This is a genomic window from Maribacter orientalis, from assembly GCF_900109345.1.
Taxonomy (GTDB): Bacteria; Bacteroidota; Bacteroidia; order Flavobacteriales; family Flavobacteriaceae; genus Maribacter; species Maribacter orientalis.
In genome coordinates this window covers 48,541-68,022 of the sequence record NZ_FNZN01000003.1, presented here as the reverse complement: position 1 = coordinate 68,022, position 19,482 = coordinate 48,541, and the positions used below count along the sequence as shown (strand labels likewise).

At 35.6% G+C, this 19,482-nt stretch carries 17 protein-coding genes; 7 read left to right on the top strand and 10 right to left on the bottom strand.

Annotated features, from left to right (window positions below; genetic code table 11):
• Positions 1-94: 94 nt before the first annotated feature.
• The gene (locus tag BMY56_RS07330; RefSeq protein ID WP_091622070.1) at positions 95-1,147 is read right to left on the bottom strand and encodes a sensor histidine kinase; all 1,053 of its coding nucleotides are present in this window, start codon (positions 1,145-1,147) and stop codon (positions 95-97) included.
• A 222-nt stretch (positions 1,148-1,369) separates the two neighbouring features.
• Here BMY56_RS07330 and BMY56_RS18610 point away from each other — a divergent pair, with 222 nt between their 5' ends.
• Positions 1,370-1,516, top strand: a complete 147-nt coding sequence (locus BMY56_RS18610; RefSeq protein ID WP_177170936.1) for a hypothetical protein — start codon at positions 1,370-1,372, stop codon at positions 1,514-1,516.
• A 51-nt stretch (positions 1,517-1,567) separates the two neighbouring features.
• Here BMY56_RS18610 and BMY56_RS07325 read toward each other — a convergent pair whose 3' ends face one another.
• From BMY56_RS07325 to BMY56_RS07310, 4 genes are all read right to left on the bottom strand, one after another.
• Complete coding sequence (locus tag BMY56_RS07325) at positions 1,568-2,452, bottom strand: bifunctional 5,10-methylenetetrahydrofolate dehydrogenase/5,10-methenyltetrahydrofolate cyclohydrolase (RefSeq protein WP_091622067.1); 885 nt, start codon at positions 2,450-2,452, stop codon at positions 1,568-1,570.
• A gap of 33 nt (positions 2,453-2,485) precedes the next feature.
• The gene (ffh, locus tag BMY56_RS07320; RefSeq protein WP_091622064.1) at positions 2,486-3,823 is read right to left on the bottom strand and encodes a signal recognition particle protein; all 1,338 of its coding nucleotides are present in this window, start codon (positions 3,821-3,823) and stop codon (positions 2,486-2,488) included.
• 257 nt (positions 3,824-4,080) lie between these two features.
• Entirely contained in the window at positions 4,081-4,569 is a 489-nt protein-coding gene (locus BMY56_RS07315) for a hypothetical protein (RefSeq protein WP_245737167.1), read from the bottom strand.
• Between the two features lie 68 nt (positions 4,570-4,637).
• Entirely contained in the window at positions 4,638-6,398 is a 1,761-nt protein-coding gene (locus BMY56_RS07310; protein ID WP_091622061.1) for a hypothetical protein, read from the bottom strand.
• Positions 6,399-6,504: 106 nt separating this feature from the next.
• On the opposite strand from BMY56_RS07310, the gene BMY56_RS07305 reads away from it, so the two are divergent.
• From BMY56_RS07305 to BMY56_RS07295, 3 genes are all read left to right on the top strand, one after another.
• Positions 6,505-7,017, top strand: coding sequence for an RNA polymerase sigma factor (locus tag BMY56_RS07305; protein ID WP_091622058.1), 513 nt, complete (start codon positions 6,505-6,507; stop codon positions 7,015-7,017).
• Between the two features lie 108 nt (positions 7,018-7,125).
• Positions 7,126-8,040: a FecR family protein gene (locus BMY56_RS07300; protein ID WP_091622055.1), complete on the top strand. Its 915-nt coding sequence runs from the start codon at positions 7,126-7,128 to the stop codon at positions 8,038-8,040.
• Positions 8,018-10,537 (top strand): TonB-dependent receptor, encoded by a 2,520-nt coding sequence (locus tag BMY56_RS07295; RefSeq protein ID WP_091622053.1) that lies wholly within the window; start codon positions 8,018-8,020, stop codon positions 10,535-10,537. Before BMY56_RS07300 ends, BMY56_RS07295 begins: the two co-directional genes overlap by 23 nt.
• On the opposite strand, the gene BMY56_RS07290 is transcribed toward BMY56_RS07295, so the two are convergent.
• Positions 10,528-11,445 carry a Brp/Blh family beta-carotene 15,15'-dioxygenase gene (locus BMY56_RS07290; RefSeq protein WP_143057788.1) on the bottom strand — a complete coding sequence of 306 codons (918 nt, stop codon included), beginning with the start codon at positions 11,443-11,445 and terminating at the stop codon, positions 10,528-10,530. The genes BMY56_RS07295 and BMY56_RS07290 overlap by 10 nt on opposite strands.
• Positions 11,446-11,522: 77 nt before the next feature.
• Here BMY56_RS07290 and BMY56_RS07285 point away from each other — a divergent pair, with 77 nt between their 5' ends.
• Positions 11,523-12,260: a bacteriorhodopsin-like gene (locus tag BMY56_RS07285; protein ID WP_091622047.1), complete on the top strand. Its 738-nt coding sequence runs from the start codon at positions 11,523-11,525 to the stop codon at positions 12,258-12,260.
• A gap of 70 nt (positions 12,261-12,330) precedes the next feature.
• Here BMY56_RS07285 and argS read toward each other — a convergent pair whose 3' ends face one another.
• The gene (gene argS / locus BMY56_RS07280; RefSeq protein ID WP_091622045.1) at positions 12,331-14,112 is read right to left on the bottom strand and encodes an arginine--tRNA ligase; all 1,782 of its coding nucleotides are present in this window, start codon (positions 14,110-14,112) and stop codon (positions 12,331-12,333) included.
• Positions 14,113-14,228: 116 nt separating this feature from the next.
• Here argS and BMY56_RS07275 point away from each other — a divergent pair, with 116 nt between their 5' ends.
• The gene (locus BMY56_RS07275; protein WP_091622042.1) at positions 14,229-14,654 is read left to right on the top strand and encodes a hypothetical protein; all 426 of its coding nucleotides are present in this window, start codon (positions 14,229-14,231) and stop codon (positions 14,652-14,654) included.
• Positions 14,651-16,087, top strand: a complete 1,437-nt coding sequence (locus BMY56_RS07270) for an SDR family oxidoreductase (protein WP_091622040.1) — start codon at positions 14,651-14,653, stop codon at positions 16,085-16,087. The genes BMY56_RS07275 and BMY56_RS07270 overlap by 4 nt, the downstream gene beginning before the upstream one ends.
• A gap of 7 nt (positions 16,088-16,094) precedes the next feature.
• Here the strand turns inward: BMY56_RS07270 and BMY56_RS07265 are convergent, their stop codons facing one another.
• The 3 genes from BMY56_RS07265 to BMY56_RS07255 are packed head-to-tail and all read right to left on the bottom strand — an operon-like array spanning position 16,095 to position 19,385.
• Positions 16,095-18,269 (bottom strand): xanthine dehydrogenase family protein molybdopterin-binding subunit, encoded by a 2,175-nt coding sequence (locus tag BMY56_RS07265; protein ID WP_091622037.1) that lies wholly within the window; start codon positions 18,267-18,269, stop codon positions 16,095-16,097.
• Positions 18,270-18,272: 3 nt separating this feature from the next.
• On the bottom strand, positions 18,273-18,764 hold the full coding sequence (locus BMY56_RS07260; protein ID WP_091622034.1) for a (2Fe-2S)-binding protein: 492 nt from the start codon (positions 18,762-18,764) through the stop codon (positions 18,273-18,275).
• 9 nt (positions 18,765-18,773) lie between these two features.
• Positions 18,774-19,385: a hypothetical protein gene (locus tag BMY56_RS07255; protein ID WP_091622032.1), complete on the bottom strand. Its 612-nt coding sequence runs from the start codon at positions 19,383-19,385 to the stop codon at positions 18,774-18,776.
• Between the last annotated feature and the right edge of the window lie 97 nt (positions 19,386-19,482).

Below are 19,482 nucleotides of genomic sequence, written 5' to 3'. Positions count from 1 at the left end.
GATTATACCATTAAAGATAATTAATGAAAACACTACAGCGAAGATTGAATTGAAAAATAATTTTTTAGCAATACTTATATATAAATAAAATTTATCATGCAGGAAACACAACACTAAAGGTAGCTCCTTTGTTAGGTTCACTTTCTACAGATATTGAACCACCTAAACTATGAATTTGGTTATGAATTAAATACAAACCAATCCCTTTCCCTTCTTGTGTATCATTGAAACGTTGATTTAATCCGAAAATCTTGTCACCATCCTTTTCCATATTAAAGCCTTGCCCATAATCCTTAAATAGTAAGACCTTCTTGCCATCTTGAATTTCAGTTCTTATTACCATTTTAGGATGACTACCCGGTATTGTATATTTAATAGAATTCGTCATCAAGTTCAAGAAAATACTTTCCATGTAAGCATTATCAAAATAAACACTCTCACAATTTGAAAAGTCGGAATCGATTTGACATTGAGAGCCTTTTATGATAGCACTTAACGTACTTCTAGTTTTCGCTAAAGTGTTATCAAAAAACACCTCCGTAAGACTATGTAACCCTTTACTTGCATTTTCAATTAAATTCAAATAACTTTCTAACGACTCCTTTACACCTTTTGCGGAAACTTCCATATAGCGTAAAATTTGCATTGTATCTTCATCCTTAATCACCGAATAATCAAGAACATCAAAAAGAGAGATTAAATTATTAATTGGTGCTCTTAAATCATGAGAAGTCGTGTAGTTTAATCGAATAAGGTCTTCATTAACACTTTTTAATTTAGTGAATTCAAGTATTCGTTCATTCTTAAGATTCATTTCATCTGTAATATCTCTAGCAATGGCATAAACCAATTTTTCTGAATCAACAGGAACAGCACTCCATGACAACCACACGATTTCACCAAGCTTGCTAACATACCTATTTTGAAAATTTATGAGTTTTTTATTTTTATGAATCCCCTCTCTAATTTCTTGTGTTGAATTTTTGTCGTGTTCAAAAACAAAATCATTTATTTTTTTAGACATTAATTCCTCTCTTGAGAACCCCAATAATTTCATAAATGCCGGATTTACTTCTACGAAATAACCATCATAATTCGCAATACAAAGCATGTCAACTGAAGAATCAAAAAAGTGGTTTAATTTCATATATAGTAGAGCTACAGAAACACATTAGCTTTTAAAATTATAAATAAATCTATTGCTCGAATAAACTTAGGCAATATTCTATTAGGACAATAATAACATCAAGGAATTTAATGGTAAAACCTTTTATAGTGGTTAATTATTAAGCGATTTCAAATAACAATCTTATCGAAAAAACGTTTTACCATAACACCATATATGGTCTTCACATAAACAATAACTGTTATGAAAAAATTAATATTTACTTTTTTGATCGGTATTTCGCTTGCCATAATGGCTAGTTGTGAGTATGATGATAGCAACGATATCGATATTTTAACTCCTAATGATAGCACGGAAACAGGTTTTACGATGAAAAAATTACCACAATAAAAAACCTTCAACTAATTAAAGATGAAGGTTAGGTATCTATTTCAACAGAAATTAGTTTCTACTTCTATGTCTTTCACGTGCCAGTAATGTATTTTTCAACAACATCGCTATAGTCATAGGACCAACCCCACCAGGAACGGGAGTAATAAAAGATGCTTTTTTACTTACGTTCTCAAAATCAACATCTCCCGTAATATAATATCCTTTTTCTTTGGTATCATCTGGTACTCTAGTAATACCTACATCAATTACAACTGCATCATCCTTAACCATTTCTGCTTTAAGGAAATTAGGCACCCCTAATGCAGAAATTACTATATCTGCCTGTGAAATAATCTGAGTAATGTTCTTTGTTTCGCTATGGGTTAGTGTAACCGTAGAGTTCCCCGGCCATCCTTTTCTACCCATTAAAATACTCATTGGCCTACCTACAATATGACTACGACCAATAACGACTGTATGTTTTCCTTTGGTATCAACCTTATAACGCTCTAACAACTCAAGAATACCAAAAGGAGTTGCTGGTATAAACGTACTCATATCTAAAGCCATTTTACCAAAATTAGTAGGGTGAAAACCATCAACATCCTTATCTGGATCTACAGCCATAATTACCTTTTGGGTATCTATCTGCTCTGGAAGAGGTAATTGAACAATAAAGCCATCAATATTATCATCTTGATTCAGCTCCTTTATTTTTCTCAATAATTCTTGTTCAGAAGTTGTACTGGGCATTTGCACTAGGGTAGACTCAAATCCTACACGCTCGCAAGAACGCACTTTACTGCCTACATAAGTTAAACTAGCACCATCATTTCCTACAATTATAGCAGCTAAATGTGGTACCTTTTCTCCTCTTTCCCTCATCTTGGCAACCTCAGCCTTGATTTCTTCTTTTATCTGATTGGATACTTTTTTACCATCCAATAATTCCATATCCGTCTCTTTTAAGTTAGTGTTGCTCGTTTACTATTTCATTCCTTTCATGGCGCCCATCATCTGCATCATCTTCTTACCACCACCACCTTGCATCATTTTCATCATTTTGCTCATTTGGTCGAACTGCTTCAATAATTGGTTTATTTCTTGCACTTCTCTACCAGCACCCTTGGCAATTCTCTTTTTTCTACTTGCATCTAATTTTGAAGGCGTTGAACGCTCTTCAGGAGTCATAGAATAGATGATTGCCTCAATATGCTTAAAGGCATCGTCATCAATATCTAGGCCTTTAAGAGCTTTACCTGCGCCAGGTATCATCCCCATAAGGTCTTTCATATTACCCATTTTCTTAATTTGTTGAATTTGGCTTAAGAAATCATCGAATCCGAATTTATTTTTTGCAATTTTCTTCTGAATCTTTCTAGCCTCTTCTTCGTCAAACTGCTCTTGAGCTCTTTCTACAAGCGAAATAACATCACCCATACCCAAAATACGGTCTGCCATACGTGATGGATAGAAGACATCAATCGCCTCCATCTTTTCACCCGTACCGATAAATTTAATTGGTTTATCTACAACCGATTTAATAGATATAGCGGCACCACCACGGGTATCACCATCTAACTTGGTTAAAATAACACCATCAAAATTCAAGATATCATTAAAAGCTTTAGCCGTATTTACAGCATCTTGCCCTGTCATTGAATCGACAACAAATAAAGTTTCTTGAGGTTGTATCCCTTTATGGATGTCAGATATCTCTGCCATCATTTTCTCATCAACTGCCAAACGACCAGCGGTATCAATAATAACAACATTGTAACCTTCTGCTTTTGCTTTTGCAATACCAGCTTGTGCAATTGCAACAGGGTCATTATTTTCTCGATCAGAATAAACTGGCACGCCAATTTGATCACCGACTACATGCAACTGATCTATCGCCGCCGGACGATATACATCACAAGCGACCAATAATGGTTTTTTAGATTTTTTTGTTTTTAGAAAATTCGCAAGCTTCCCTGAAAAGGTAGTTTTACCAGATCCTTGTAAACCTGTCATTAAAATAACCGATGGATTACCTGATAGATTAATACCTTCAGATTCGCCACCCATTAATTGGGTAAGTTCATCCTTCACGATCTTAACCATTAACTGACCTGGCTGTAACGTCGTTAATACGTTTTGCCCCAATGCCTTTTCTTTTACCCTATTGGTAAATTCTTTGGCTATTTTAAAGTTAACATCCGCATCTAATAAGGCTCGGCGTACTTCTTTGGTAGTCTCCGCAACATTAATTTCTGTAATCTGACCATGACCTTTTAGTACATGTAGAGCTTTATCTAGCTTATCGCTTAAATTATCGAACATTCTTTTCTTTTTTAAGGGGGTACAAATTTAATAATATCAATGCTAATTCCGTAGCAAGAACCCCAAAATATACAAAACAAAAGAGCACCCATTAAAAAATGGATGCTCTAAAGTTACTTGTGGGGCAAAAAAGGAATTACATTTTCATAAACTCCTAGGTTAAAACTTCCATCAATACCGCCAACGAGGCCCAACTCTTTACTGTTGACGGTATATTTCTGGATGTTTTAATTTTTTATTCGTATAACCATTATAAATTATTGTTTTTCAAAAACAAGAACATCAATACTACCATCTCCTCCACTTATATGTTTTAATTCTATTCTAGTTTCAGTATAAGAAACTATCTCCCAATCTTCCGATAGTTCCTCAAAATTTGAAGTTGAAGAAAAGAAGATATTAAAATCAACATCGTCATTTGAATCGGCATCAAGAGAACTATCATCATTGTAATTACTATTTGAATCTGAGGTAATGGACCAGCTTCCCGTTATTAATAGGTCTTCCTTGGCAACATTCAAAATACCATCTATATCAAAGGTGAACGAATAACCTAAAAAATTACTGGTTTGATCAACACCGTCTTCCTCAAATCGTGCTACCACCCAGGACCCAGAAGTAGCAGTAGCGTTAATTTCGGTCAAGTCCATTACACTATTTTCAACATTGTCATCTGAAGAATCACAAGAAAAAAACATAAATGTCATTAATAGTAATAGGATAGACTTTATGTGTTCTAGTTTCATAGTTTTCATTTAAGGTTAATATTTAAAATAAAAGCCTTCTGAAAAGATTTTCAGAAGACCTTGGGTTCTTACTTTTCTAATACCAATGTGGTTATGGTTCCATCACCGCTAATGTCTTTAAGTTCTAATCTACCATCAACTACGGATACAAAATCCCAATCATCCGTTAGCTCATTGAAAGGGCTATTTTCACCAAAGTTTAAATATACTTTAAGCTTCTCATCACTATTTCTAAGTACCCTCCATAATCCGGCTCCAAAAGCTTCGCCACCTTCCATAATGGAAATTTGATGTTCAGCCATAAATTCTAAACTGTATCCGCCAAACAAACTGGTCATATCGACATCACCTTCTACATAGGTAGCTACTAACCATTCACCACCCATCACAAAATTTCTTATTTCCGCAACATCTCCATCGGTAGAATTGTTGTCACATACACGTTGTAGGTTCAATTCGTATCCAATTTCGTCTGCTTCAAATCTTAATCTATCATTGAACATTTCACGAATTGGCCATTCAAAACTTACCCCAGATTCATCTGGCATTTCAATAGCCATAACCAATTCTTGCCCTGTATTCAATTTAATTTCCCATGTTCCTTCGGAAGTATTGACACCATTACTTAAGGTTAACATGCCTTCAGCCATAAATTGAAATTCATAACCTAAAACCCTATCAAAATCCTCATTTTGTAATTCTATACCTTTAATAATCCAAGCACACTCTTTAAGTATCTCCCTTAAACTATCTGCGTTGGTATTTGGCAAGTCTTCCAGACAAAATTGTTTCATAACAATTCGGTTACTATCATCGCTGTACAGTTTAATTTTATCATCACCTAAATCATACACGTTCCATTCTAGGTTAAAATCGGTAGTCACATCAAATTCCATAGTTAGTTTCGCACCGTCATCACCTACGGTTGAGCTCCAAGTTCCTTCAAAAGTTGTAGCTCCTGAAAAACCGGTTACTACGGTACCATCTTCTTTAAAGTTTAAAATGTAGTTTTCATATTGTGGGGTCTGATCAACAGCATTTCTTTTTATTTCTGTAACGAACCAAACACATTCCACCAATTCATTTTTAAATTCATCTTCATTGAAATCATCATCATTATAATCATCGTCGTCGTCTTCATCACACATATCTTTTGCATTCTCGATTGCTGTCGCCAATTCTTCATTGCTTTCTACCGTAAGAATAGTTTCATCATATAATTTTAGGGAGATAGGAAAATCAAAACTGATTAAATTATCATCGCCCAAATCTTTAAAGAACAATCGTAAATCGCGATCACTTTCTACAACAACAGAGCTTGTTTGCTCTAAATTCACATTAAAAGTGAACAGGGTTATTGGGTAGACAAAATCAATACACTCTATATCGTCATCATCGCCACCTTCTTTACATTCAGCTGCCAATTCTCGCAAATCTTCCAATCCATTTATAGTAATTTCAGAGAAATCGCCTGCTGTAACTGTGATAGGAAATATAATATCCAATAAATTTTCATCATCCTCCACACTATCGAATATCTCTTCAATTTGGTCAAGATCATCCTCCGATTCAATAGTAAGCACCATTCCGTTAACCTCAACGGTATATGGAAAGTTTATTTCAAAGCAACTTGTACCATCTACTATATTATCACATGAACCATCGTTAGAGCTTGTTCGTTGAATTAAATCTGCCGTAGAAGAATTTGCAGTTATTGCCGTAGGTTCCTCCCCCGTATTTATTTCCTCAAACTCATCTTGACAAGCGGTAAAACTTAGTGCAATTGTTAGTAGGCTAACGTACATTGCGTAATTAAAAATCTTTTTCATAATGACTTGGTATTGTATGTTATTATGCTTCTAAAACAACCGACTTTAAAAATACCCTACCTTCATTTTTATTTTTTTTAAAATATCTTTGATAAAAAGCAATCCATTGAAAGCAGAAGAACATTTAAACGTATGTGAAGAACAGGTTTACAAAAGGGTTTTTAATGAAACGTCTAAAACCATCTTCAATTACATTTATTACAAATTCGGTAACGAAGAAAAAGCCAATGATGCTGTACAGGAAGCTTTTGTAAAGCTTTGGGAGAATTGTTCAAAGGTTGTTCCAGAAAAAGCAAAATCTTATTTATATACTGTTGCCAATAATTTATACTTGAATGTTATAAAGGCGGAAAAAGTACGCTTAAAATATGCCGACAGCACTTTAAAAACCACAAACGAGACCCCAGAGTTTATCATGGAGGAAAACCAATTCAAAGAAAAATTGGACTATGCCTTGAATAGTCTACCGGAAAACCAACGCACTACTTTTTTACTGAATAGGATTGATGGAAAAAAATATGCCGAAATAGCAGAAATGGAAAGCGTAAGTGTAAAAGCAATTGAAAAAAGAATGCATTTGGCACTCAAAAGCCTAAGGGAACAAATTGATGGAATATGAAGGTTAATTACTTCGACTATGCTCGGCAGATCGGTTAATGAAAAAAATAAAACAATGAAAGTAGGGTTTTTATAGCCTTAGTTGTTAATACTATATAAAGCTAAAAACATGCAGAACAATTACTTAGCAAAATGGCTTAATGATGAATTGACCGATGCCGAATTGGCGGAATTCAAAAAATCTGAAGCCTATGAGACATATCAGAAAATTAAGGAGTCGGCCTCACAGCTCGAGTCTCCAGAATTTGATGTGGATAAAGCATGGGAATCTATCGAGCAATATAAAACTAAAGAAGAAACCAAAGTATTTATATTATCACCATTTAAAAAGTTTCTACGAGTAGCTGCGGTCATTGCAGTATTACTAGCAGGATCATTCTTTTATTTAAACACATTGAATGAATCGTTTACTACGGATTATGCCGAGAATAAATCCATCACCTTACCAGATGCCTCGGAAGTAATTTTGAATGCCGAATCTGAATTAGCTTTTAGTGAGAAAAAATGGGATAAAAATAGAAACGTTAACCTAAAGGGCGAAGCGTATTTTAAAGTAGCTAAAGGAAAGAAATTTACCGTAAAAACTACACAAGGGTTGGTTACGGTATTAGGAACCCAATTTAATGTAGAAACACGTAAAAACTATTTTGAAGTCACTTGTTTTGAAGGTTTAGTAAGCGTAACCATCAACGGTAAAGAAACTAAATTACCTGCCGGAAATTCGATATTGACTATTGACGGTAATACCACTATGATGAAAGCTACGGTTAACGGCGTGCCTTCGTGGTTGTCTAAAGAGAGTTCTTTTAAAAGTATTCCACTACATTATGTAATGGACGAACTAGAGCGCCAATATAATATTGAAGTTGTTACAGAGGGCATTGATACCGCGCAACTTTTTACAGGGACTTTCAGTAACGACAATTTAGAACTTGCTCTTAAAAGCATAAGCGTTCCTTTACAAATTAAGTTTAACTTAGATGGGGACAAAGTGCTATTCTATGCCGAAAAAGCACCTAAATAATCTTATTATCATGCTATTTTTGCTGAGTTTCAGCATGAATGGTTACGCCCAAAACGTAACTGATAAAAGTGTACCATTACGCGATTTTCTTTCTGAACTAGAAACCTCGTTTAATGTAAAATTCTCTTATGCAGATAGCGATATAAACACTATCAACATTGTAAAACCCGATTCAAAATCCCTTGATATAATTCTCAACGAAATAAGAGAAGTTACAGGAATAACCATCAACAAGCTAAATGACCGTTACTATACCTTAACCAAAACGGCAACCATTTCTATTTGTGGCTTTGTTTTAGACAACTTTGAAGAGAACACCATACCAGGTGCAACTGTTGAAATTTACCAATCTAATTTAACGGGAATTACCGATGCCACTGGGGCATTTAGATTCGATAACGTCCTTGAGAATTCTTTGGTTTACATAAAGCACCTTGGTTACAAACCTGTTTTTATTGAAGCAAAAGAATTCGTCAACACTAGGGAGTGTAAAACCATTGCCATGGCGCTAAGCTATCAAGAATTGGACGAAGTTATAGTTACACAGTTTTTAACTACAGGACTAAATAAACTGAGCGATGCGAGTATTGAGTTGAATCCTGCAAAATTTGGCATTCTTCCAGGTGTTAGCGAACCTGATATTCTTCAGACCATTCAAGCTTTACCCGGCATTAAAAGCGTTGATGAAACCGTTTCAGATATTAACATCAGAGGGGGCACTAATGACCAAAATCTGATTCTTTGGGATGGTATAAAAATGTACCAAACTGGGCATTTTTTCGGATTGATATCCGCATTCAATCCGTATGTGACCCAAAAAGTATCAATCATCAAAAACGGAACATCTGCCATGTTCGGTGGTGGTGTTAGTGGTACTTTACATATGCACACCATAGATGAATTGCCTATAACCTATACAGGTGGTGCAGGAGTCAATCTAATTTCTGGTGATATTTTTGGCGAAATTCCTATCACCGAAAATTTAGCAGTACAAGTTTCTGCCCGAAGGTCATATACCGATTTTCTAAATACCCCAACATACACCACATTCTCAGAAAAAGCATTTCAAGATTCTGAGGTAGATAACGAAGGTGAATTTTATTTCTATGATTTCACTGCCAAACTCATTTATGAGGTAAACCCTTACCAACAGGTACGTGTTAGCATGATAAACATGAGCAATAATTTAAATTACATTGAAACTACAAACGACAGCATTGCCCCAAATAGAAGCAATCTCAACCAAGATAATTTCTCTATTGGCAGTCAATTGCAAAGCGAATGGACAGATGAGTTAACCTCGCAATTGAGTTTCTATTACACACAATACAATTTGGATGCCTTATCCATTTCTAATAACGACTTACAGCAATTAAAACAAAATAATCTGGTAAAGGAATCGAACGTAAAACTATCTACTAATTACATGTTAAAGGAGCGTATAAATTGGATGAACGGCTATGAGTTTACCGAAACAGGAATTGAAAATACCACGAACGTTAATCAGCCACCCTTTGCAAGCAATATAAAAGGCGTAATTCGCCAACATGCATTGTTTTCAGAATTGAAATACAGTTCTGAAAATGAGAAACTAATTGGTATCATTGGCGGCAGGTTAAATTATTTCGAAAATTTAAACACTTTTAAAGAATACGTTTTTGAACCACGAATAAATGTCACTTATGAACTTTTACCCAACATTAAAACCGAAGTATTAGGTGAATTTAAAAGTCAGGTCACCAATCAAATTATAGATTTGGAACAAAACTTTTTGGGCATTGAAAAAAGACGTTGGATCCTTTCTGACGGTGATGCCTTGCCCATCACCAAAAGCAAACAAGGTTCTATTGGGTTTAATTATGATACTGATAAACTATATGTTGGTATTGACGGATTTTATAAAGAGGTAAACGGTATTAACGTGTATACCCAAGGCTTTCAAAATCAGAATCAATTTGAAGGGGAGATAGGTTCCTATGCCATTAAAGGAGCTGAGTTTTTAATTAACACGAAAAACAATGACTACAGTGCATGGCTTAGTTACACCTTCAATAAAAATGATTATACCTTTGATGCACTGATACCAGCGACTTTCCCAAATAATCTAGATGTAAGACATTCGGTAACCCTGGCCGCGAATTACATAATCGGCAATCTAAAATTAGGAGCAGGTCTCAATTATAAATCTGGGAAACCTTATACGCAACCTGATGTAAATGAACCTATAGATAACACCGTATTCCCAAATGAGATAAATTACCAAAACCCAAATAGTAGTCGATTACCAGAATACATTAGGGTAGATGCCTCAGCAATTTACACAATGAAGTTAGGCAGAAGTGCAAAAGGAACGATAGGTGCTTCTATTCTAAATATTACAAATAGAAAGAATATGTTAAATACGTTTTATAGACTACAAGAGGATAATTCCATCGAATCTATCGAACGTGTTTCGCTGAGGATGACACCAAATGCCAGTTTTAGGATTCAGTTTTGATTTTGATTCAACCTTTTAATAACCAACACATGAGGAAAGGTTATCGCTGCCAAAAATGAGAAAAAGAAAGCCAAAGACTTTTCTAAATTATCCCTAAATAAAAATAGCAAGAAAAGTAATCCAGCAACAGAAATCAACCAATATGGGAATGACGTTACTACAAATGACCTGAATGACCTTTTATTAATCTGACCATGCAAGAAGAATATCTGGTCATATAGGGAAGGAATGGAATGCCATAATATAAAATATATAGCAAATCCCCATAACAAAGACGCTGTTTTAAACACCACGAAAAAGATTCCTAAAAAAAACAGCTCTTTTATCGGGTTGATTTTCAATTCATTCTTCAATACCAATATGAGACTAAAAGCTACCGAAATTACTCCACTTAAGAGTAAGCCAACCTTAAAGACAGAAATAGGAATAGAGTAACCTATTATGTTTTTAATAATTTCGGATGTTGCTAAATTATTTGAATTAAAAAGGAGAAAAAGAATAAAAGTACCATATGCAAAATAAAGCACATTAGTTTTAAAGGAAGCTGAAATAGTCTTAGAAATAAAATGTTGTTCTCCAAAATGATAACCACTGAATAGCACAAACACAACCAATGCTAAGCTTGGTACTAAGTAAAATATCAATACACTACCAAACACAAAAAGGACATAGTATAACAGAATCTTCATGTAATTTCTAGTCGACTTCTTTTTGATTTCAGTCCTTTGAAGAAGGGTAAGGTCATTTGCACCATGTAAAATTCCAAAGGAAAGAATAAATACATAGGCCATAACATGTTCTATCACGTCTTCAAAAATAACTGCTAACCATAGCGAAAAAAAAGTCCCTACAATTATTATACTTTCTAAGTTCGGAAAATCAATATGCTTATTTTTTATTTTGTTCAATATTTTAACAATTTTATTAAACAATAATTGTTTAACTATTAGTAAATTTACTTAAACAATTTAAAAAAACTTTGATTATGGAAAATTTTATTACTTCAATTTCATTGGCAACTAAAATGTTATCCAATGACTATGTTGGTTTTACGTTCTTTGTTGGATGCATGGCCATGATGGCAGCATCTGCCTTCTTTTTCTTTTCAATGAACGATTTTGACACTAAATGGAAAACCTCTATTCTGGTTTCCGGTCTTATTACATTTATTGCCGCGGTCCATTATTGGTATATGCGAGATTATTGGGCAACAGTAGGCGAATCTCCAACCTTCTTTAGATATGTAGACTGGGTACTTACAGTGCCGTTAATGTGTGTTGAATTTTACTTAATCCTAAAAGTTGCTGGCGCAAAAAAATCCCTCATGTGGAAACTTATTGCTGCATCTATTGTAATGCTTGTGACTGGATATTTTGGAGAAGCAGTATACAATACAGGTACTGGTCCAGCCGTTTGGGGTTTAATTTCAGGTCTTGCTTATTTCTATATTGTTTATGAAATATGGTTTGGAAGCGCCAAACAATTAGCGGAACAAGCAGGTGGCGCTGTTTTAACGGCACACAAAACTCTCTGTTGGTTTGTACTCGTTGGATGGGCAATTTATCCACTAGGATATATGGCAGGTACACCTGGTTGGTATGAAGGTCTTGGCAATCTAGGTCTTAATATGGATGTCATTTACAACATTGGAGACGCCATTAACAAAATCGGATTTGGACTTGTTGTATATGGTGCAGCTTTAGCAGCAAAGAAAACCGCATAACCTTTTACTAACCTAATTTAGGTAGTTATTAATTGCTATGAAAAAGATCGCTTCGGCGGTCTTTTTTTTATTACATACGCTCAGGTACTTCAATACCCAACAATTTAAATGCATCTTTTATAACCTCAGCAACTTTACTTGATAATTGCACACGGAGCACTCTCTTTTCTTCATTTGACTCCCCTAGTATAGAAACCTGTTGATAGAAAGAATTGAATTCTTTTACCAAATCATACGTGTAATTGGCAATCAATGCTGGGCTATAATTATCAGCAGCCAATTGAATGGTATCTGGGAATAATTGAAGTTGCTTTATCAATTCCTTTTCCTTTCCATGAAGTTCAGAAATCTTGGCATCGTTAGAAATATCAATGCCCATACTCTCCGCCTTTCTTAAGATAGATTGAATTCGAGCATACGTATATTGAATAAACGGACCTGTATTCCCTTGAAAATCTACCGATTCTTCCGGGTCGAATAAAATTCGCTTTTTAGGATCAACTTTTAAAATGTAGTATTTTAACGCACCTAAGCCAATCATTTTATAAAGTGACTGCTTTTCTTCCTCGTTATACTCTTCAAGCTTTCCTAACTCTTCAGAAATGGTTGCGGCAGTCTGGGTCATATCCGCCATTAAATCATCGGCATCAACTACAGTCCCTTCTCTACTCTTCATTTTTCCGCTAGGCAAATCGACCATACCATAACTTAGGTGGTGCAACTTATTTGACCATAAAAATCCTAATTTTTTAAGAATCAGGAATAGTACTTTAAAATGGTAATCTTGCTCATTACCCACAGTGTAGACCATACCATTAACATCTGGGTGATCCTTAACACGTTGTATAGCTGTACCTATATCTTGAGTCATATATACTGCAGTACCATCGGAACGAAGAACAATTTTTTCATCTAATCCGTCTTCGGTCAAATCTATCCAAACACTACCATCTTCCTTTTTAAAGAAAACACCTTTTTTAAGACCTTCCTCAACAACATCTTTTCCTAAAAGGTAGGTATCACTTTCATAATACATGGTGTCAAAATCGACCCCTAAATTCTTATATGTCACTTCAAAACCTTTGTACACCCAACCGTTCATAGTTTTCCAGAGGTCAACGGTTTCGGGCTCGCCAGCTTCCCATTTTAAAAGCATTTCTTGCGCTTCCTGTAAAATAGGTGCTTCTTTTTCAGCAACTTTCTGATCAGTACCTTCAGCTACTAAATGTGCAATTTGTTTTTTATAGGTTTTATCAAAAGCCACATAATAATTACCAACTAGCTTATCGCCTTTCAATCCGGTAGAGGCAGGTGTTTCTCCGTTTCCGAATTTTTGCCAAGCCACCATACTTTTACAAATATGGATACCACGATCATTGATAATTTGAGTTTTATATACTTTTTTACCTGAAGCCTTCAATATTTCCGCAACAGAATATCCTAAGAGGTTATTACGAATATGCCCTAAGTGAAGTGGTTTATTTGTGTTTGGTGAAGAGTACTCTACCATCACAGCTTCTTTTGATTCTTCAACAAAACCGAAATGAGGTGTTTCTTTAATAGTATTGAAAAAATTCAAATAGAATACATCATCAATGACGATATTTAAGAAGCCTTTAATAACATTATAGGCTAAAACTTCTTCTACATACTCTTGTAAATAAGCGCCTATCTGCTCACCTATTTGAACAGGATTCCCTTTTACAACACGCAACATTGGAAATACCACAATGGTAATATCTCCCTCAAAATCCTTTCGGGTGGGTTGAAATTCCACAGATGGTAATTCTTGACCAAAGATAGATTTTACCGCTTCTTTTACTTTATGTGATAGTACCTCTTGAATATTCATCAAAACGTTTAATTAAGCCTGCAAAACTAATCATTTTTTAGGCTTTTAAGGTAAACAGATTCGGCATTCATTCGTCATTTGGTTAACTTTATTAAAAACTACCCAATAAAGCGAACATGCTCGTAAACGTATCTTACAATAATAAAGTGACCACCCGAAAGGTAGATGAGCAGGTAGGTAAACCGTTTACGTTAAAAGAACGTTGGGCAATGGATGGTATTGGCTCCCCAAAACTAATCATCACCGAGACCAGTATTGAGATTAGAAATCTATTGATTCTAGATAACAATAGGAACACTTGCAACGTAGAATTAAGACCAAAAGGAATCATTGTTCGATTTCGCTCGCTCTTAGAAACATTTGCTTTGGTTATTCCGTATTATAAATTATCTCTCTATAAAGGAGAAGCTTCTGTATATTCCATTTATCGGGATCACCACTTTATAAAGGTAGAATCTGACACCAAAGCAGTACAGAAATTCTTTAAAAAAATAATTGCTTATAAAGCGGATAATGCCCCAACCTCTATAGAAGATTTATGAAAATATTACTCACAGGTGCTAATGGCTATATCGGCATGCGTCTATTACCCTTACTTTTAGAAATGGGCCATCATGTAATTTGTGCAGTTCGTGATGAAACTAGATTATCAGTAGACAAGGAGATAAGAGCACAAATTGAAGTGATTGAAATTGATTTTTTAAAAGAACCAATAGAGAATATTCTGCCGAAAGATATTGATGCCGCATATTTTTTAATACACTCCATGAGCACCTCCACTCAAGATTTTGATGAATTGGAGGCTACTACGGCACTTAATTTTAATAAAATTGTAGCCAACACCAATATTAAACAAGTTATTTATTTAAGTGGAATTGTTAATGATGAAGTTTTATCGAAACACCTAAGGTCCCGTAAAAATGTTGAGGATATACTCTATGAAGGTGATTTTAACTTAACAGTTTTAAGAGCTGGTATTATAGTTGGCTCTGGTAGCTCCTCATTTGAAATTATTCGTGATTTATGCGAGAAACTCCCGTTTATGATTACTCCTAAATGGGTATTGACCAAAACGCAACCAATTGCAATACGTGATGTTATTTCTTTTCTCACAGGAGTGCTTGGCAATGAGAAAACTTACAACGATTCTTTTGATATTGCAGGTCCAGATGTTTTCACCTACAAAGAAATGCTCCATATATATGCCGAAGCTCGAGGTTTCAAAAATTGGATTTTAACCGTACCGATCATGACCCCTAAGTTATCTTCGTATTGGCTATATTTTGTAACCTCAACCTCTTACAGGTTAGCTTTAAATTTAGTCGACAGCATGAAAATAGAGGTGATTGCTAAAGATAAAAGACTACAAGAAATTCTAAATATTAAACCGCACAGCTATATAGAGGCTATAGACATGGCCTTCAAAAAAATAGAACAAAACTTGGTAATCAGCAGTTGGAAAGATAGTATGGTAAGCGGCAGGTTTAATGAAAATATAGGAAAGCACATACAAGTACCTAAATTCGGCGTTCTAAAAGATGCTAAACAACTAAAAATCAATAACCCTGATGAAGTACTAGAACGTATTTGGAGCATTGGGGGTGAGACCGGATGGTATTATGGAAATTGGCTTTGGAAAATTCGAGGATTTATAGATAAGCTTTCTGGCGGTGTCGGTCTTCGTCGTGGCCGAACACATCCTAATCGCATCTATACCGGTGATTCCCTTGATTTTTGGAGAGTGCTTTTAGCTGATAAAAAAGCCAAAAGATTATTGTTATTTGCCGAAATGAAATTACCAGGCGAGGCATGGTTAGAATTTAGAATAGATGAAAACAATATACTCCATCAAACTGCTACATTCAGACCTCGTGGTTTAAAGGGTAGACTATATTGGTATAGCATTGTACCATTCCATTATTTTATTTTTGGTGGAATGATAAAGAATATTGCAAATCAAAAAGAAGTAGAATAAGAATATTCTACTTGGTTTTAGTAAGTTTTAAAGGAAACTCCGTTAGTCTTTCCCCTGTCAATCGCCTTACAGCATTTGCTATCGCTGCACCAATAGGTCCTAAAGGAGGCTCACCTACAGCCCCAGGCGTATCTTTGCCTTGAAGAAGAACTACATCTATTTCTTTTGGTGCATTCTTCATCAATGCCATTTTGTAAGGACCATAGATTGTAGGTTGCAATTCCCCGTTCTCCACATACATTTGTTCATAAAGCACAGCACTCATCCCCATAATAACACAACCTTCGCATTGTGCACGTATTTGATCAGGATTAACCGCCAAACCTGGATCTAAAGAAACGGTTACCTTATGAACAATAATTTCGTTATCAACAATTGAAACCTCTGCCACTTGTGCACACGGCGTATTGGCGTCAATGGAAGCAGCAAACCCCATGGCACGACCATCAATTATTTCTTCAGAATAACCTGATTTTTCTGCAGCAGCACTAATCACATTTTTTAAACGAACGCCAATAGCATCATCACCAATTTGGGCAAGTCTAAAGTCTACCGCATTCTTATTTGCCTTCAAAGCCATTTCATCCATAAAACTTTCCATGGCAAACGTATTCGCTAATAAACCAAGGCTACGCCACCAACTTGTTGCAAAAGGTAAATCTACATGCCAGTACACCGATCTAAAATTAGGAATACCCGTATATTGAATGAAACCACCACGAATAGCACCAATATCGGCACCTATGATAGGAGGTAGGAAATCTGGCATTAAAGCAGAATGGTTACCCACATCGCCACTAACAAATTGATGCTCAAGACCATCTAAATAACCTTCGCCATTCAATCTCCCCTTAATGATATGATGTGTAGGAGGTCGAAACATATCATGCTGAAACTCTTCCTTTCTACTAAAAAAATACTTGACCGGCTTACCAACTGCTTTTGACATTACAGCAGCCTGCACCGCATGTGGCGTATGTAATCTACGACCAAAACCACCACCTAAATAAGTAGGTATCACGTTTACGTTTTCAACATCCAAACCTAAACGGCTAGCAACTTCTTTTCTGGTTAACCCTATTACCTGAGTTGAAATTCTAATAATAGCACTATCACCTTCAACAGAAGCGACAACGCCATTTGGCTCAATTTGGGCATGTGCTCCAATAGGGGTTCTAAATTCTAATATTTCTACACCATCTTGCTCCTCTAAGGCATCACCATGCTTTTGAATAATAGTAGATTTACCATTACCAACCGTCATAATTTTAAGGATTGCTTCGGTATTTAAATTTTCATAACTCTCCCAGGTAACATTAATGGCGTCTTTTGCATTTTCCGCTTCAATCAAGGAATTTGCCACTACACCAACAAAATCTTCTTCAACAATAACTTTTACAACACCGATCATATTTTCAGCAGCACTAGTATCCGCACTAATGAATTTGGCTCCTATTTTAGTAGATCTTACCACCGCTCCGTATAGCATATCCGGCAATTGGGCATCCATTCCAAAAATTGGGTCTCCAAAAACTTTGGCATCCAAATCTACCCTAGCAATAGGTTTACCTATATATTTATACTCGTTTAAACTTTTTAGAACAGGAGTATCAGGCACTTTCCAATTCTCTACCCCTTCTGCTACTTGTGCATAAGTCATTGATTTTTCGTTACCGAATATAACTCCGTCTTCTATGGTTAGTTCCTCAATACCAATATTCATTTTACGGGCAGCTTCTTTAAGAAGCATTTCACGTAACAAGGCAGAAAGTTCTCTAAGGGGTTTCCATAAACCAGATATGGATGTACTACCACCAGTTGCAAAACTATCTATATTTCCAGTAGAGGAAGCTGCATGTACCACCTGAATCTGATTCATGGAAACCGAAAGTTCGTCAGCAGCCATTTGGGCTATACCGGTGAAGGTTCCCTGCCCCATTTCAACTTTTGGAGAATGTAATAGAATATTATTTTCCGTTGTTACCTCAAACCAAACCATGGGTTTATCGGTGTTATCGGTATACGGTAAATCTAGAGAATTTACGGTACCTAAAATCTCACGACGAATAGAATTCCGAAAAATATAGGTTCCGATGGCTACCACTCCTATGGTACCTAAACCACCCCTTACTAAAAACTTACGTCTAGAAACTTTTTTAGAATCACTTTTATTATCAGCCATCACTTACACCATATTAGATTCATTACTATCCTTTTCCGTTTGTATTTCGGCAGCTTTGTGAATTGCTTTTCTCATTCGGTAGTACGTACCACAACGGCATACGTTTATGATATTCTTGTCAATATCCTCATCGGTTGGTTTAGGCACTTTTTTTAACAGTGCGGCTGTCGCCATCATAAACCCTGGTTGACAATATCCACATTGAGGGACAATTTCCTCGACCCATGCCTGCTGTACAGGATGTGGATTTTCCCTATCTCCCAATCCTTCTATTGTAGTTATCCTTTTCCCATCAGCAAACTTGACAGGGTATGAACAAGATCTAACTGCCTCATCATCTACGTGTAAAGTACAAGCACCACAAGCCGATTTACCACAACCAAATTTTGTGCCTTTTAAATCAAGAATATCTCTTATGACCCAAAGAAGCGGTGTATTTTCATCTTCTATATGAACGGTTTTTAGAACACCATTTACTATTAAGGAAATTTCCATAAAATTTAATTATTTAGTGGGGATTACCGCTCCGTTAGCAAACCAAATTTCGACAGCTTTCTTAAAATCTTCTTTTGAAACCGGTGGTATGGTACGCTGTACTCCTTCTGCATCAACACCAGGTTGCCAAGCCCACAACACCAAATCATCTTCGGTCATATGCTTTATAAGTTCTACATGGCTTCTGTTACCATTGGTGCTTTTATCAAGTAAACGTTCTGCAATTTGAGCTCGAGAAAGTCCTTCCCAACCCATTGAAGCGGGTGCCAAAGACCAATGTGGAGCTCCCGGTACTCCTGAATATTTATTATTCTCCGAATTATGACAGGTATTACAATTTGTAGCCTGAAATCCCTTATTATCCTCACCTCTTGCCATTCCAAAATAATGAGGATGGCGGTCATTACCTTGTTTAGGAATATTATCGTTGGGATGGCAATTCATACAACGTTGATGGGTTAGCACATCCATCATCTTATTGTAAGCATCATCCGATTTGTATATTTCAGATTGCTGATTTTCCAGTAATCGATATTCAAAAATTTTAGGTGAATTTGCTAGAGCAAGCAACACACCTATACTACTAATTGCTAGAAAGATAAACCAAGTTTTGAGCTTCATTTTAGTTAATTAAAATATAGTTTCCAAAACCATATGCTTATGAAGATAAGGAAACCTTTACACATATTTTAATCCAATAAAATCATTTTCTTCTTTA

Bases quoted from the DNA above. Each gene is read 5' to 3' on its own strand.
- BMY56_RS07330 (WP_091622070.1), bottom strand. From the start codon at position 1,147: ATGAAATTAAACCACTTTTTTGATTCTTCAGTTGACATGCTTTGTATT.
- BMY56_RS18610 (WP_177170936.1), top strand. From the start codon at position 1,370: ATGAAAAAATTAATATTTACTTTTTTGATCGGTATTTCGCTTGCCATA.
- BMY56_RS07325 (WP_091622067.1), bottom strand. From the start codon at position 2,452: ATGGAATTATTGGATGGTAAAAAAGTATCCAATCAGATAAAAGAAGAA.
- ffh (WP_091622064.1), bottom strand. From the start codon at position 3,823: ATGTTCGATAATTTAAGCGATAAGCTAGATAAAGCTCTACATGTACTA.
- BMY56_RS07315 (WP_245737167.1), bottom strand. From the start codon at position 4,569: ATGAAACTAGAACACATAAAGTCTATCCTATTACTATTAATGACATTT.
- BMY56_RS07310 (WP_091622061.1), bottom strand. From the start codon at position 6,398: ATGAAAAAGATTTTTAATTACGCAATGTACGTTAGCCTACTAACAATT.
- BMY56_RS07300 (WP_091622055.1), top strand. From the start codon at position 7,126: ATGCAGAACAATTACTTAGCAAAATGGCTTAATGATGAATTGACCGAT.
- BMY56_RS07295 (WP_091622053.1), top strand. From the start codon at position 8,018: ATGCCGAAAAAGCACCTAAATAATCTTATTATCATGCTATTTTTGCTG.
- BMY56_RS07285 (WP_091622047.1), top strand. From the start codon at position 11,523: ATGGAAAATTTTATTACTTCAATTTCATTGGCAACTAAAATGTTATCC.
- argS (WP_091622045.1), bottom strand. From the start codon at position 14,112: ATGAATATTCAAGAGGTACTATCACATAAAGTAAAAGAAGCGGTAAAA.
- BMY56_RS07275 (WP_091622042.1), top strand. From the start codon at position 14,229: ATGCTCGTAAACGTATCTTACAATAATAAAGTGACCACCCGAAAGGTA.
- BMY56_RS07270 (WP_091622040.1), top strand. From the start codon at position 14,651: ATGAAAATATTACTCACAGGTGCTAATGGCTATATCGGCATGCGTCTA.
- BMY56_RS07265 (WP_091622037.1), bottom strand. From the start codon at position 18,269: ATGGCTGATAATAAAAGTGATTCTAAAAAAGTTTCTAGACGTAAGTTT.
- BMY56_RS07260 (WP_091622034.1), bottom strand. From the start codon at position 18,764: ATGGAAATTTCCTTAATAGTAAATGGTGTTCTAAAAACCGTTCATATA.
- BMY56_RS07255 (WP_091622032.1), bottom strand. From the start codon at position 19,385: ATGAAGCTCAAAACTTGGTTTATCTTTCTAGCAATTAGTAGTATAGGT.